Source organism: Metabacillus endolithicus (assembly GCF_023078335.1).
Lineage (GTDB): Bacteria > Bacillota > Bacilli > Bacillales > Bacillaceae > Metabacillus > Metabacillus endolithicus.
Genome location: NZ_CP095550.1, coordinates 2,757,908 through 2,772,967 on the forward strand (window position 1 = coordinate 2,757,908; position 15,060 = coordinate 2,772,967).

Below are 15,060 nucleotides of genomic sequence, written 5' to 3' on the forward strand. Positions count from 1 at the left end.
CAGTACACATAATTGGGGAATAAAGATAAAAAGAAATATAGTTAAGACTATAGGCAGGGCTCCAGGCTTTAACCTTACTGTAGCTCTGCCTTCAATAGGAAAAGAGGAACACAATGTTTTTAGAATTACCTACAATAAAAGATTCCAAGCTCTTAAATAGCTTGGCTTTGGCTTATATTGGCGATGCTGTTTATGAGATTTATGTAAGACATTATCTTTTAGCTAAAGGCAATATCCGTCCTAATCAACTTCATAATCAAGCAAAAAGATTTGTATCTGCAAAGGCACAAGCAAGCACATTACACCATTTTTTCTCGCTTGAGTTTCTTACTGAAGAAGAGCAAGCGGTGTTAAGAAGAGGAAGAAATGCAAAGTCAGGGACAATCCCAAAAAATACAGATGTACAAACTTATCGTTATAGTACAGCGTTTGAAGCACTGATTGGATACCTTTACTTAGAAAAAAGGCACGAACGTCTTGAGGAACTAATTCAAAAGTCATTTACATTTATTGATGGAAAGGAGGGGATGTCATGAGTGAAGATCTTATTATTGGACGTAATCCGGTAATCGAGGTATTAAAATCATCGAGAGACATTAATAAAATATGGGTAGCAGAAAACTCTTTAAAAGGACAAGCCCAGCAAATAACGAAGCTTGCTAAAGAAAGAGGTATAACCATCAATTTTGTCCCTAAAAAGAAGATTGATCAGATGGTGGAAGGAAACCATCAAGGTGTAGTTGCCCAGGTGGCTGCCTATGAATATGTTCATGTTGACGATTTACTAAAAGTAGCTGAAGAACGAAATGAACCACCATTTTTATTATTGCTAGATGAAATTGAGGATCCACATAACCTCGGGTCCATCATGAGAACGGCTGATGCAGTAGGGGCACATGGTATTGTTATCCCTAAGCGAAGGGCAGTTGGGCTAACAGCTACTGTAGCAAAGTCATCTACTGGGGCAATTGAACATATCCCTGTGGCAAGGGTTACGAATATGGCGAGAACAATCGATGATCTAAAGGAAAAAGGAGTATGGATTGTAGGGACAGATGCAAAAGGAGCAGATGATTACCGCAATCTTGATGGAAAGATGTCACTTGCATTAATTATAGGAAGTGAAGGTAAGGGGATTGGTCGTCTTATAAAAGAAAAATGTGATTTCTTAGTCAAGATGCCAATGGTTGGACATGTTACATCATTAAATGCATCTGTAGCAGCTAGTCTCTTAATGTATGAGGTATATAGAAAGCGATATCCTCTAGGGGAGTAGAGTGAAATGGATATCCTATTGGTTGATGGATATAACATTATCGGTGCGTGGCCGGAATTACAAAACCTTAAGAAAAATGATTTAGCGGGAGCACGAGATCTATTAATTGAAAAAATGGCTGAATATCAAGCATATACAGGATACCGGGTCATTATTGTATTTGATGCTCATATGGTAAAAGGCATTGAGAAAAAGCAGAAAAATTATCGAGTTGAAGTCATTTTTACAAGAGAAAATGAAACAGCGGATGAAAGAATTGAGAAGTTGGCTATTTCATTAAGCAATATTAAAACTCAAGTTCATGTAGCTACCTCAGACTTTACTGAGCAATGGGCAATCTTTGGACAAGGTGCATTAAGGAAATCAGCAAGAGAATTACTTAATGAAATGACGTCAATTGAAAACAGGATTCAACACAAAGTGAAGAAGATTGAGGAAAAACGACCTTCTTCAAAGATTGCTATTCCAGAAGATGTTCTAGAAAAATTGGAAAAGTGGCGAAGAGGAGATCTTTGAGTAGTATTAAGGATGAAATCTACTACCTTTGGCAATGCAAGATATTCAACAGCAAAACAAGGCTTCAGAAAATAGGGTTGTAAGTACAGTCATGTGACAGGACGTTATGTTCATGTCTGGTTGACGCTTACAAAACCAATACTGTATAATATTGTTATCTTGCGTGCGGTCGGGGGGATCGACTTGAATTCACCAATCAACAGGGGCAAAGTCAACAAAGAAGATTTAGAGTTATTGGAAGATGAACAAGTAGTTGAACTTGTGCATTTTGGAGAAAGTGAAGCGCTTGATTATTTAATTACAAAATACCGAAATTTTGTCCGGGCGAAAGCAAGATCATATTTTCTAATCGGTGCTGACCGGGAAGATATTATCCAGGAGGGAATGATTGGTTTATACAAAGCCATTCGTGACTTCAAGGAGGACAAGCTCACTTCTTTTAAAGCATTTGCCGAGCTATGTATTACAAGGCAAATCATTACCGCAATAAAAACTGCAACTCGTCAAAAGCATATTCCGCTGAATTCCTATGTTTCTTTAGACAAGCCAATATATGATGAAGAGTCTGATCGAACACTTATGGACGTTATTACTGGTGCAAAAGTGATGGACCCTGAGGAACTCATTATCAATCAAGAAGAATTTGATGATATTGAGGTGAAGATGGGGGAGTTACTAAGTGATCTTGAACGAAAGGTCTTAGCATTATATTTGGACGGCAGGTCATACCATGAAATCTCCGAAGAGCTGAATAGACATGTTAAATCGATTGATAACGCTCTGCAACGAGTGAAGAGAAAGTTAGAACGCTATTTAGAACTACGGGAGATTAGTTTATAATTATATACATTAGGATATGAACGTTTGTTGACGAAAAAATTCTACTGTGATACAGTTTTAAAGAATAAAACGTAGCGGTAGGTGATGACATGCGTAAAAAGATTATCCTTGCATGCACATCGTGTGGAAGTAGAAATTATACAACGATGAAAAATAGTACAAGCACAAATGATCGGTTGGATGTTAATAAATTTTGTAAAGTATGTAATTCGCATACAAACCACCGTGAAACGAAATAGTACAGCACTTATATATTTCATATAATGAAGTTTCCTTATTATCCTGGAGGTAGCACAATGCAACGTTTAATTAGTTTTTTCCGAGATGTTACTCGTGAAATGAAAAAAGTCAGCTGGCCTAAAGGTAAAGAGCTTACAAAGTACACAATAACAGTTGTATCAACTGTTACATTTGTGGCAGTGTTCTTTGCGGTTGTTGACTTAGGTATTTCTTCTTTAATTCGTTTGTTTTTTGAATAACAAATGGAAAATCGTGCTATAATAGAAAATATTAAACTTTGTCTGCAAAACCCGTTAAACGGGTTTTTTCATTGTATAAAAAAGTAATAATATAAGCAGATGCTATCGTTTGTTGATCAACCTATTGTGGGGAGGGAAGGACAAGTAGTCCTGAAACTATGGAAAAGAATTGGTATGTAGTACACACCTATTCAGGTTATGAGAATAAAGTTAAGGCCAACCTTGAAAAACGTGTAGAATCGATGGGAATGGAAGACAAGATCTTCCGCGTGGTTGTACCTGAAGAGGAAGAAACAGATATTAAGGATGGTAAGAAGAAAGTAGTTAAAAAGAAGGTCTTCCCAGGTTATGTGCTAGTTGAGATCGTCATGACGGATGACTCATGGTATGTTGTGCGAAACACACCTGGAGTAACTGGGTTCGTAGGCTCTGCAGGTCATGGGTCTAAACCAACACCACTATTACCTGATGAAGTGAGTTTTATTTTGAAACGCATGGGTATGGATGAGCGTCGTGTTGAAATTGATTATGAATTAAAAGAAACTGTTAAAGTAACAGAAGGTCCTTTTGCTAATTTCACAGGTTCCATCGAAGAAATCGATCAAGATAAAAATAAACTTAAAGTTCTTGTGAATATGTTCGGCCGTGAAACACCAGTAGAACTAGATTTTTCTCAAGTAACGAAATTATAATGTAAAAAAACTTGAAATCAATTTCGAAAAGTGGTAATATTTCATAGGTCAGTATGTCTCGAGACTTGAGATATTATTTTGATCAGAAATTTCTATTTCTGAAAGTATAAGGGTAGGTAAACTCATTTAATGAGTTGCTCTAATTATGACCATTCGAAACTCGAGTGGCTAGATGAGTGGGAGGGTAATAAACCCCATTACCACATCACGGACTTAAGGAGGTGTGTCTCGTGGCTAAAAAAGTAATTAAAATTGTAAAATTGCAAATTCCTGCAGCTAAAGCTAATCCAGCTCCACCAGTTGGTCCTGCATTAGGTCAAGCTGGTGTTAATATCATGGGATTCTGTAAAGAGTTCAACGCTCGTACGGCTGAACAAGCTGGATTAATCATTCCAGTTGAAATCACAGTATTCGAGGATCGTTCATTTACATTTATTACGAAAACTCCTCCTGCTGCTGTATTACTTAAGAAAGCAGCTGGAATTGAGTCTGGTTCTGGTGAACCAAACCGTAATAAAGTAGCGACTGTTAAGCGTGACAAGGTACGTGAAATCGCTGAAACAAAAATGCCTGATTTAAACGCAGCTAGTGTTGAGTCAGCAATGCGTATGGTAGAAGGTACTGCACGTAGCATGGGTATCGTTATCGAAGACTAATTTCTATTAGTCGAGTTGTGTTAGGGGGTTGCGAGTTTGCTTAAAAACAAGTTCGCAACCTTTATTCGTGGGAGGTTATTCCGCTAAAACCACTAAGGAGGAAACAAAAATGGCTAAAAAAGGTAAAAAGTTTTTAGAAGCTGCTAAATTAGTAGATCGTTCGAATTTCTACTCTGTACAAGAAGCAGTAGAACTAGTTAAAAAGACTAGCATCGCAAAATTTGATGCAACTGTAGAAGTTGCTTTCCGTTTAGGCGTAGACCCTAAGAAAGCTGACCAACAAATCCGTGGAGCAGTAGTACTTCCAAATGGTACTGGTAAAACTCAACGTGTATTAGTATTTGCTAAAGGTGAAAAAGCGAAAGAAGCTGAAGCAGCAGGTGCTGATTATGTTGGTGATGCAGACTACATCAACAAAATCCAACAAGGTTGGTTTGAGTTTGACGTAATCGTTGCAACTCCAGACATGATGGGTGAAGTTGGTAAATTAGGACGTGTATTAGGACCAAAAGGTTTAATGCCAAACCCTAAAACTGGAACAGTTACATTTGATGTAACAAAAGCTGTTAATGAAATCAAAGCTGGTAAAGTTGAATACCGTCTTGATAAAGCTGGTATTATCCATGTTCCTATCGGAAAAGTATCATTTGAAGATAGCAAACTTGTAGAGAACTTTACAACAGTTTATGAAACCTTATTAAAAGCTAAGCCTTCTGCAGCAAAAGGTACTTATATGAAGAGCGTAAATGCTACTTCTACTATGGGACCTGGTGTGAAGGTAGATTCTTCAAGCTTCGCTGTAAAATAATAGCTATTGACTTCGTATAGAAGTTTATATATAATTATCAATGTTGTTTAAAACAAATATCGCTATACCGTAGACAGTAGGTGCTTTTATAAGCTTAAATATCCTGCCGAGGTGTATTTACGAATAAAGCATGATTTTGCTTATTGTATGTACAAAACCTCCATGTCTTGTGGAGGTTTTTTAATGACCATCACCGAACGGTACTAGTGTTACATGAATCTAACAGGAGGTGTAACAATGAGCGCAATTATCGAACAAAAGAAACAGATCGTAGATGAAATTTCTACTAAGTTCCGTGAAAGTAAATCTACTATCGTTGTTGATTACCGCGGATTAACTGTAAGTGAAGTTACTGAATTACGTAAGCAATTACGTGAAGCAGGAATCGACTTCAAAGTTTACAAAAACACAATGACTCGTCGTGCTGTTGAGCAAGCTGAGCTTACTGGTCTTAATGATGTATTAACAGGACCTAACGCAATTGCATTCAGTAATGATGATGTTGTAGCTCCGGCTAAAATTTTAAATGACTTCGCTAAAAAACACGAAGCTCTTGAAATCAAAGCTGGTGTAATTGAAGGTAATGTTGCTAGTGTTGAAGAAGTTAAAGCTCTTGCTGAACTTCCATCACGCGAAGGTTTACTTTCTATGTTGCTTAGCGTACTTCAAGCTCCTATCCGTAACTTTGCTCTTGCTACTAAAGCAGTTGCAGAACAAAAAGAAGAACAAGGTGCTTAATCGGTACAACAATCTAGTATGTCTTTACTAATAAAATATTAACAGGAAAAACAAGGAGGAAATTATAATGACTCAAGAACAAATCATTGAAGCAGTTAAAAATATGACTGTTTTAGAATTAAACGACTTAGTTAAAGCAATCGAAGAAGAGTTTGGTGTAACTGCTGCGGCTCCTGTAGCTGTTGCTGCTGCTGGTGGCGAAGCTGCTGCTGAGCAAACTGAATTTGACGTAGTACTTGCAAGTGCTGGCGGACAAAAAATCAAGGTTATCAAAGTTGTACGTGAAGCTACTGGCTTAGGCTTAAAAGAAGCTAAAGAATTAGTAGATAACGCTCCAAAACCACTTAAAGAAGGCGTTTCTAAAGAAGAAGCTGAAGAATTAAAAGCTAAACTTGAAGAAGTTGGAGCTTCTGTAGAAGTTAAGTAATAAATGTACTATATAAAAAAGCTCGCCGGTTAAAGGCGGGCTTTTTTGTACTTTAGGATAATTGAAGTACTAATGAATCTATGCGCATTTTGTAGTAGATGATTTTTTATCATTAAATTTGATTTAATACGTATAAAATACAAGGTTGATGTAAAACCTATTCTTCTGTAAGAGGAGGAACTTTTATGAGTAATCATTATTATTCTGAGAAGCCAACTGTTGAAAGTGATCGTAAAACATGGACATTTCAACTAAAGGATTTTCTTTTTACATTTCAAAGTGACCGTGGAGTGTTTTCAAAAAATGAAGTAGATTTTGGTTCCCGTCTTTTAATAGAAACATTTTTACCACCGGATGTAAGTGGTGATTATCTAGATGTTGGTTGTGGATATGGGCCTATTGGGTTGTCTCTTGCAAAGAGTTTTAACAAACAAGTAGACATGATCGATATTAATGAACGGGCAATAGAGTTAGCGAAAGATAATGCTGCTCTTAACAAAGTGGAGAATGTAAATATATTTCAAAGTAATCAATTTGAAAACATTAGTGAAGATCGCAAATATGCCGCTGTTTTAACAAATCCACCAATTCGAGCAGGGAAGCAAGTTGTTCACTCTATTTTTGAAAAAAGTTTTGAACATCTTGAGCAGGAGGGTGAGTTATGGATTGTTATACAAAAAAAACAGGGAGCACCGTCAGCGATGGATAAACTAAATGAAATGTTTAATGAAGTGGAAGTTGTGGAAAAGAAAAAGGATTTATTATATCATAAAAGCAAAAAAGAGTTGACTCCATTTTTTTGTTGTGTTAGTATTATAAAATGCCAATATATAATTTCCATAACTATCTAATTTTTAAGGTAAAAGATGTATAGAAATTAGTTTTATGGGAATACTATTAAAATCAAAAGTACGTTTTAAAAATGTGGTTTTCTTACTAGAAACCCTTTTTATTTTTTGTTTTTTCCTTGCGTCAGTACTTGCATTTTCCTATGTTTTATTGCAGATTTTTTATTGGTAGTATGTAAAGATATTGTTTTTAAAGAGAATGATCATATGTGAGTTCTCTTATTCGTCTGTCTAAAAAAGGTATACATAATAGTACGACGCAAGATCCTATTACGCTTGATTTGAGGGGTGAATGAGTTGACAGGTCAACTAGTTCAGTATGGACGACACCGCCAACGTAGAAGTTATGCACGCATTAGTGAAGTGTTAGAATTACCAAATCTTATTGAGATTCAAACCTCTTCCTATCAGTGGTTTCTTGATGAGGGCTTAAGAGAAATGTTTCAAGATATTTCTCCAATTGAGGATTTCACTGGTAACCTCTCGCTAGAGTTTATTGATTATAGCTTGGGGGATCCTAAGTACCCTGTTGAGGAATCAAAAGAACGCGATGTTACCTATTCGGCGCCATTACGTGTTAAGGTTCGTTTAATTAACAAGGAAACTGGTGAAGTAAAAGATCAGGATGTCTTTATGGGAGATTTTCCTCTCATGACAGAGACAGGTACATTTGTTGTCAACGGAGCAGAGCGTGTTATCGTTTCTCAGCTAGTCCGTTCACCAAGTGTATATTACAGTGCGAAGGTCGACAAAAATGGTAAAAAAGGCTTTACTGCGACTGTTATTCCAAACCGTGGGGCTTGGTTAGAATACGAAACTGACGCCAAAGATGTTGTATATGTGCGTATAGATCGTACTCGTAAATTACCGGTAACGGTTCTCTTACGTGCTCTTGGGTTTGGCTCTGATCAAGAAATCATCGATTTATTAGGTGAAAATGAGTACTTACGTAACACTCTTGATAAAGATAATACGGAAAGTACAGAGAAAGCTTTGCTTGAAATTTACGAGCGACTTCGTCCAGGTGAGCCACCAACTGTTGAAAATGCAAAGAGTTTATTAGACTCTAGATTTTTTGATCCAAAACGCTATGATTTAGCGAATGTTGGTCGCTATAAAATTAATAAAAAGCTTCATATTAAAAATCGTCTTTTTAATCAAAGACTAGCAGAAACATTAGTAGATCCTGAAACAGGAGAAATCATTGCAGAAAAAGGTACAATGATTGATAGAAGAACGTTAGACCGAATTATACCAAATCTTGAAAGTGGTGTTGGATTTAAAAAAGAACATCCTTCAGGCGGTGTTACTGAGGATGAAGTAACGATTCAATCTATCAAGATATATGCACCTAATGACCCGGAAGGCGAAAAGGTTATTAATGTATTAGGTAACGCTTATGTAGAAGAAGCTATTAAAAATATTACAGTTGCAGATATTTTATCTTCTATTAGTTACTTCTTTAACCTTCTACATGGTGTTGGTGACACAGATGATATCGATCACCTTGGAAACCGTAGATTACGTTCAGTAGGGGAATTACTGCAAAACCAGTTTAGAATTGGTTTATCAAGAATGGAACGTGTTGTTCGTGAGAGAATGTCTATTCAAGATACGAATACAATTACTCCGCAACAACTTATTAATATTCGTCCTGTAATTGCTTCTATTAAAGAGTTCTTCGGTAGCTCCCAGTTATCTCAATTTATGGATCAAACAAATCCACTAGGTGAGTTAACTCATAAACGTCGTTTATCTGCATTAGGACCGGGTGGTTTAACTCGTGAACGTGCTGGCTTCGAAGTTCGTGACGTTCACTATTCTCACTATGGTCGTATGTGTCCAATTGAAACTCCAGAGGGTCCAAATATCGGATTGATTAACTCACTGTCTTCTTATGCGAAAGTGAATCGTTTCGGCTTCATTGAAACACCATATCGCCGAGTTGATCCTGAAACTGGTAAAGTAACAGCTAGAATTGACTATTTAACTGCTGATGAAGAGGATAACTATGTAGTTGCCCAAGCAAATGCTAGGTTAGCAGAAGATGGGTCATTTATAGATAATGATATTGTTGCACGTTTCCGTGGTGAAAACACAGTTGTTAATAGAGATCGTATTGACTACATGGATGTATCTCCTAAACAGGTTGTATCTGCTGCAACAGCATGTATTCCGTTCTTGGAGAATGATGACTCAAACCGTGCATTAATGGGTGCGAACATGCAACGTCAAGCTGTACCATTAATGAATCCGGAATCACCTATAGTTGGAACAGGTATGGAATATGTTTCTGGTAAAGATTCAGGGGCAGCTGTTATCTGTAAACACCCAGGTGTTGTTGAGCGTGTTGAAGCGAAAAATGTTTGGGTACGTCGATATGAAGAAGTTGACGGTCAAAAGGTTAAAGGAAATCTTGATAAATATAGTATGTTAAAGTTTATCCGTTCAAACCAAGGTACTTGCTATAATCAACGTCCAATCGTAAGTGAAGGCGATGAAGTAGTAAAAGGTGAAATCCTTGCTGACGGTCCATCTATGGAAAAAGGTGAGCTTGCATTAGGTAGAAACGTAATGGTTGCCTTTATGACATGGGATGGTTATAACTATGAGGATGCTATTATCATGAGTGAAAGACTTGTTAAAGATGATGTGTATACATCTATTCATATTGAAGAATATGAATCTGAATCTCGTGATACAAAATTAGGACCTGAAGAAATTACACGTGATATCCCTAACGTTGGGGAAGATGCATTAAGAAACTTAGATGAGCGCGGAATTATCCGAGTTGGTGCAGAAGTAAAAGATGGAGATCTACTAGTTGGTAAAGTAACGCCTAAGGGTGTAACAGAGCTAACAGCAGAGGAAAGACTTTTACATGCAATCTTTGGTGAAAAAGCAAGAGAAGTTCGTGATACATCATTACGTGTACCACATGGTGGAGAAGGAATTATTCTTGATGTTAAAGTGTTCAACCGTGAAGACGGTGATGAATTACCACCAGGTGTTAACCAATTAGTTCGTGTTTATATCGTTCAAAAACGTAAAATCTCTGAGGGAGATAAAATGGCTGGACGACATGGTAATAAAGGGGTTATCTCTCGTATCCTTCCGGAAGAAGATATGCCTTATTTACCAGACGGTACTCCTGTTGATATCATGTTAAACCCTCTAGGAGTTCCTTCACGTATGAATATCGGTCAGGTATTAGAGCTGCACTTAGGTATGGCTGCTCGAAAACTTGGTATTCATGTTGCATCTCCAGTATTTGATGGTGCGCGTGAGGAAGACGTATGGTCAACATTAGAAGAAGCAGGCATGGCTCGTGATGCTAAAACTGTTTTATATGATGGACGTACGGGTGAACCATTTGATAACCGTGTATCAGTAGGGATTATGTATATGATTAAACTTGCTCACATGGTTGATGATAAACTTCATGCCCGTTCAACTGGACCATACTCATTAGTTACTCAACAGCCATTAGGTGGTAAAGCTCAATTCGGTGGTCAAAGATTCGGTGAGATGGAGGTATGGGCACTTGAAGCATATGGTGCTGCTTATACACTTCAAGAGATTCTTACTGTTAAATCTGATGATGTCGTTGGTCGTGTGAAAACATATGAAGCCATTGTTAAAGGCGAAAATGTACCTGAACCTGGTGTTCCTGAATCATTTAAAGTATTAATTAAAGAACTTCAGAGTTTAGGTATGGATGTAAAAATGCTTTCAAGTGACGAGCAAGAAATCGAGATGAGAGACCTTGATGATGAAGATGATTCACAACAGGCTGAAGGTCTTGCTGTGAATGATCAACCAGAACCAGAGCCTGAAGCTGTTGAATTAGAAAAAGATACAGTAGTGAAAGAATAATACAAGTTTAAGTTTTACTAAGGAATTCCTAAACGGGGAGGTTAACCTCTCCGTTTAGTGAACCTTATTATGTAGTAATTTGCTTTTACATAGCAGTTTAATTTTCTACTAAAAAGAACTTTAAACTTGACTTGAATACAGCCATTTAAATTGGGTAGAACCTGAAGACGAAAAGGGAGGTAGGCCCCTTGATAGATGTAAATAATTTTGAATATATGAGCATCGGCTTAGCTTCACCTGACAAGATTCGCTCTTGGTCCTTTGGTGAGGTTAAGAAACCAGAAACAATCAATTACCGTACATTAAAACCAGAAAAAGATGGTCTGTTTTGCGAACGTATTTTTGGACCAACAAAAGACTGGGAATGTCATTGTGGTAAATACAAAAGAGTCCGCTATAAAGGTGTAGTTTGTGATCGTTGTGGAGTTGAAGTAACTCGTGCAAAAGTACGCCGTGAAAGAATGGGACATATTGAATTAGCTGCTCCTGTTTCACATATTTGGTATTTCAAAGGAATTCCAAGTCGTATGGGGGGCTTGTTCTAGATATGTCACCACGTGCTTTAGAGGAAGTTATTTATTTTGCTTCTTATGTAACAACTGAAACTGGAGATACTCCTCTTGAGAAAAAACAATTACTTTCAGAAAAAGAATACCGAGCTTACCGTGAAAAGTACGGTAATACCTTCCAAGCATCTATGGGTGCAGAAGCTATTAAAAAGCTATTATCAGATATTGATCTAGATAAAGAAGTGGATTCTTTAAAAGAAGAGTTGAAAACTGCTCAAGGACAGCGTCGTACACGTGCAATTAAACGTCTAGAAGTACTTGAAGCATTCCGTAACTCAGGAAATGACCCATCTTGGATGATTCTTGATGTTCTTCCTGTTATTCCGCCTGAATTACGTCCAATGGTACAACTTGATGGTGGACGTTTTGCTACTTCTGATTTAAATGATTTATATAGACGTGTTATTAACCGTAACAATCGTCTTAAGCGTTTATTAGATCTTGGAGCACCAAGCATTATCGTTCAAAATGAGAAGCGTATGCTTCAAGAAGCAGTTGATGCTCTTATTGATAATGGACGTCGTGGACGCCCAGTTACAGGACCAGGTAATCGTCCTTTAAAATCACTTTCACATATGTTAAAAGGTAAACAAGGACGTTTCCGTCAAAACTTATTAGGTAAGCGTGTTGACTACTCTGGTCGTTCTGTTATCGTTGTAGGTCCAAACCTTAAGATGTATCAATGTGGTTTACCAAAAGAGATGGCACTAGAACTGTTTAAGCCGTTTGTTATGAAAGAGTTAGTTGAAAAAGGATTAGCTCATAACATTAAGAGTGCAAAACGTAAAATTGAGAGAGTACAGCCGGAAGTATGGGATGTTTTAGAATCAGTTATTAAAGAACATCCAGTTTTACTTAACCGTGCACCAACTCTTCATAGATTAGGAATTCAAGCCTTCGAACCTACTTTAGTAGAAGGTCGTGCAATTCGTCTTCACCCACTGGTATGTACTGCTTATAATGCGGACTTTGACGGTGACCAAATGGCCGTTCACGTACCATTATCAGCTGAGGCACAAGCTGAAGCACGTATTTTAATGCTAGCAGCTCAAAATATCCTTAATCCTAAGGATGGTAAGCCAGTTGTTACTCCTTCACAGGATATGGTATTAGGTAACTATTACTTAACATTAGAGCGTGCTGGTGCAATTGGTGAAGGTATGATCTTTAAAGATACTAATGAAGCACTACTTGCTTATCAAAACGGATATGTACATTTACATACACGTGTTGCAGTTCAAGCATCTTCATTAAAAAATCAAACATTTACAGAAGAGCAAAACAAAATGTTGCTTGTTACTTCTGTTGGTAAGTTAATCTTCAATGAAATCTTACCTGAATCATTCCCTTACATGAATGAACCAACGAAAGAAAACATTGAAGAAAAAACACCTGATAAATACTTTGTAGCTCCAACGGTTGATGTGAAAGAGCATGTTGCAGCTTTAGATGAAATCGCGCCATTCAAGAAGGGTATTCTAGGGAAAGTCATTGCAGAAATCTTCAAAAGATTCCATATTACTGAAACATCTAAAATGCTTGACCGCATGAAGAATCTAGGTTTCAGTTACTCTACAAAAGCTGGTATTACAGTTGGTGTATCTGACATCATCGTATTAAAAGAAAAGCAAGAAATTATCGGTGAAGCACAAGCTAAGGTAGATAACGTATTAAAACAGTTCAGAAGAGGTTTAATTACTGAAGATGAGCGTTATGAACGTGTTATCTCTATCTGGAGTGCTGCAAAAGATAATATTCAAGGAAAATTAATGGCGTCTCTAGATAAGCGCAACCCTATCTTCATGATGAGTGACTCTGGTGCCCGTGGTAACGCATCTAACTTTACTCAGCTTGCTGGTATGCGTGGATTAATGGCCAACCCGGCTGGACGTATCATTGAATTACCAATCAAATCAAGTTTCCGTGAAGGTTTAACTGTATTAGAGTACTTCATCTCTACACACGGTGCACGTAAAGGTCTTGCGGATACTGCCTTAAAAACAGCTGACTCTGGTTACTTAACTCGTCGTCTTGTTGACGTTGCCCAAGATGTTATCATCCGTGATGATGATTGTGGCACAGATCGAGGCATTCTGGCTGAGGCAATTAGAGAAGGTACGGAAATTATTGAAAAATTAGATGAACGTCTAATTGGTAGATATTGCCGTAAAGTTCTAAAACACCCTGAAACAGATGAGGTAATTGTTGAGGAAAATGAATTAATTACTGAGGATATTGCAGTAGAAATTATGGAAGCTGGAATTGATAAAGTATGGATTCGCTCTGCATTTACTTGTAACACTAGACATGGTGTATGTAAAAAATGTTACGGACGTAACCTTGCTACAGGAAGTGAAGTAGAAGTTGGTGAAGCAGTTGGTATTATTGCTGCTCAATCAATCGGTGAGCCTGGTACACAATTAACAATGCGTACATTCCATACAGGTGGGGTTGCCGGAGACGATATCACACAAGGTTTACCTCGTATCCAAGAGTTGTTTGAAGCAAGGAATCCTAAAGGTCAAGCGATCATTTCTGAAATTAATGGTGTTGTAGCTGAGATCAATGAAGTTCGTGATAAACAGCAAGAAATAGTGATTCAAGGTGACGTAGAATCCCGTTCTTATACAGCTCCATATAATGCAAGACTTAAAGTTACTCAAGGTGATAAAATTGAGAGTGGTCAAGTCTTGACAGAAGGTTCAATAGATCCTAAGGAATTACTAAAAGTAAAAGATCTTCAAGCTGTTCAACAATATTTATTACGTGAAGTTCAAAAAGTTTACCGTATGCAAGGGGTAGAAATTGGAGATAAGCACGTAGAGGTTATGGTAAGACAAATGTTACGTAAAGTCCGTGTCATGGATGCTGGTGATACAGATGTACTACCAGGTACACTCCTTGATGTTCATCAGTTCACTGATGCTAACAAACAAGTGTTGTTAGATGGTAAACGCCCTGCAACTGGACGTCCAGTATTACTTGGTATTACCAAAGCATCTCTTGAAACTGACTCCTTCTTATCTGCCGCATCATTCCAAGAAACAACTAGAGTTCTTACTGATGCAGCGATTAAAGGAAAACGTGATGAATTACTAGGACTTAAAGAAAATGTAATTATTGGTAAACTTGTTCCTGCTGGTACTGGTATGACAAGATATCGTCAAACTGAACCAATTGCTAAAGTCGAGCAAGTTGAAGAAGTAGTATCAGTAGATTAATGATTATAACTCCATCATTGGGGGGTAATCCCCCAATGATTTTTAATGGAGTTTATCAAATATAATCCTTAAAAACAGTTAAGAAATGGATGAATAAAGTTTTTTTGATGATTG

Annotated in this window: 12 protein-coding genes, 2 pseudogenes and 1 other annotated feature; all 14 genes and pseudogenes read left to right on the forward strand. The window is 37.3% G+C overall.

Annotated elements, in window-relative coordinates; genetic code table 11:
* The first annotated feature begins 113 nt into the window (after positions 1 to 113).
* The 14 genes and pseudogenes from MVE64_RS14100 (at position 114) to rpoC (ending at position 14,946) form a co-directional block, all read left to right on the forward strand.
* Positions 114 to 536 carry a Mini-ribonuclease 3 gene (locus MVE64_RS14100; protein ID WP_247339054.1) on the forward strand — a complete coding sequence of 141 codons (423 nt, stop codon included), beginning with the start codon at positions 114 to 116 and terminating at the stop codon, positions 534 to 536.
* Entirely contained in the window at positions 533 to 1,276 is a 744-nt protein-coding gene (rlmB, locus tag MVE64_RS14105) for a 23S rRNA (guanosine(2251)-2'-O)-methyltransferase RlmB (protein WP_247339055.1), read from the forward strand. Before MVE64_RS14100 ends, rlmB begins: the two co-directional genes overlap by 4 nt.
* A gap of 6 nt (positions 1,277 to 1,282) precedes the next feature.
* Entirely contained in the window at positions 1,283 to 1,792 is a 510-nt protein-coding gene (locus MVE64_RS14110; RefSeq protein ID WP_247339056.1) for an NYN domain-containing protein, read from the forward strand.
* A gap of 183 nt (positions 1,793 to 1,975) precedes the next feature.
* Entirely contained in the window at positions 1,976 to 2,632 is a 657-nt protein-coding gene (gene sigH / locus MVE64_RS14115; RefSeq protein ID WP_247339058.1) for an RNA polymerase sporulation sigma factor SigH, read from the forward strand.
* Positions 2,633 to 2,721: 89 nt separating this feature from the next.
* Entirely contained in the window at positions 2,722 to 2,871 is a 150-nt protein-coding gene (gene rpmG / locus MVE64_RS14120) for a 50S ribosomal protein L33 (RefSeq protein ID WP_098798338.1), read from the forward strand.
* A 57-nt stretch (positions 2,872 to 2,928) separates the two neighbouring features.
* On the forward strand, positions 2,929 to 3,111 hold the full coding sequence (gene secE / locus MVE64_RS14125) for a preprotein translocase subunit SecE (RefSeq protein WP_231308801.1): 183 nt from the start codon (positions 2,929 to 2,931) through the stop codon (positions 3,109 to 3,111).
* Between the two features lie 158 nt (positions 3,112 to 3,269).
* Positions 3,270 to 3,803: a transcription termination/antitermination protein NusG gene (nusG, locus tag MVE64_RS14130; RefSeq protein WP_121664174.1), complete on the forward strand. Its 534-nt coding sequence runs from the start codon at positions 3,270 to 3,272 to the stop codon at positions 3,801 to 3,803.
* Positions 3,804 to 4,033: 230 nt separating this feature from the next.
* Entirely contained in the window at positions 4,034 to 4,459 is a 426-nt protein-coding gene (rplK, locus tag MVE64_RS14135) for a 50S ribosomal protein L11 (RefSeq protein WP_141549707.1), read from the forward strand.
* A gap of 109 nt (positions 4,460 to 4,568) precedes the next feature.
* Positions 4,569 to 5,267, forward strand: coding sequence for a 50S ribosomal protein L1 (gene rplA / locus MVE64_RS14140; protein ID WP_231308803.1), 699 nt, complete (start codon positions 4,569 to 4,571; stop codon positions 5,265 to 5,267).
* Between the two features lie 49 nt (positions 5,268 to 5,316).
* Positions 5,317 to 5,458 (forward strand) — a sequence feature (ribosomal protein L10 leader region).
* A gap of 46 nt (positions 5,459 to 5,504) precedes the next feature.
* Positions 5,505 to 6,005, forward strand: a complete 501-nt coding sequence (gene rplJ, locus MVE64_RS14145; protein WP_212138670.1) for a 50S ribosomal protein L10 — start codon at positions 5,505 to 5,507, stop codon at positions 6,003 to 6,005.
* A 67-nt stretch (positions 6,006 to 6,072) separates the two neighbouring features.
* Positions 6,073 to 6,432, forward strand: a complete 360-nt coding sequence (rplL, locus tag MVE64_RS14150; protein ID WP_121664177.1) for a 50S ribosomal protein L7/L12 — start codon at positions 6,073 to 6,075, stop codon at positions 6,430 to 6,432.
* A gap of 185 nt (positions 6,433 to 6,617) precedes the next feature.
* Positions 6,618 to 7,221, forward strand: a pseudogene (locus tag MVE64_RS14155) (class I SAM-dependent methyltransferase).
* A 356-nt stretch (positions 7,222 to 7,577) separates the two neighbouring features.
* Positions 7,578 to 11,156 carry a DNA-directed RNA polymerase subunit beta gene (rpoB, locus tag MVE64_RS14160; protein WP_247339062.1) on the forward strand — a complete coding sequence of 1,193 codons (3,579 nt, stop codon included), beginning with the start codon at positions 7,578 to 7,580 and terminating at the stop codon, positions 11,154 to 11,156.
* Positions 11,157 to 11,344: 188 nt separating this feature from the next.
* Positions 11,345 to 14,946, forward strand: a pseudogene (gene rpoC, locus MVE64_RS14165) (DNA-directed RNA polymerase subunit beta').
* Positions 14,947 to 15,060: the final 114 nt, after the last annotated feature.

What these genes read in the sequence shown, in the direction of transcription:
- MVE64_RS14100 (WP_247339054.1), top strand. Translation starts at nt 114, where the DNA reads ATGTTTTTAGAATTACCTACAATAAAAGATTCCAAGCTCTTAAATAGC.
- MVE64_RS14110 (WP_247339056.1), top strand. Translation starts at nt 1,283, where the DNA reads ATGGATATCCTATTGGTTGATGGATATAACATTATCGGTGCGTGGCCG.
- secE (WP_231308801.1), top strand. Translation starts at nt 2,929, where the DNA reads ATGCAACGTTTAATTAGTTTTTTCCGAGATGTTACTCGTGAAATGAAA.
- rplA (WP_231308803.1), top strand. Translation starts at nt 4,569, where the DNA reads ATGGCTAAAAAAGGTAAAAAGTTTTTAGAAGCTGCTAAATTAGTAGAT.
- rplJ (WP_212138670.1), top strand. Translation starts at nt 5,505, where the DNA reads ATGAGCGCAATTATCGAACAAAAGAAACAGATCGTAGATGAAATTTCT.
- rlmB (WP_247339055.1), top strand. Translation starts at nt 533, where the DNA reads ATGAGTGAAGATCTTATTATTGGACGTAATCCGGTAATCGAGGTATTA.
- rplL (WP_121664177.1), top strand. Translation starts at nt 6,073, where the DNA reads ATGACTCAAGAACAAATCATTGAAGCAGTTAAAAATATGACTGTTTTA.
- nusG (WP_121664174.1), top strand. Translation starts at nt 3,270, where the DNA reads ATGGAAAAGAATTGGTATGTAGTACACACCTATTCAGGTTATGAGAAT.
- rpmG (WP_098798338.1), top strand. Translation starts at nt 2,722, where the DNA reads ATGCGTAAAAAGATTATCCTTGCATGCACATCGTGTGGAAGTAGAAAT.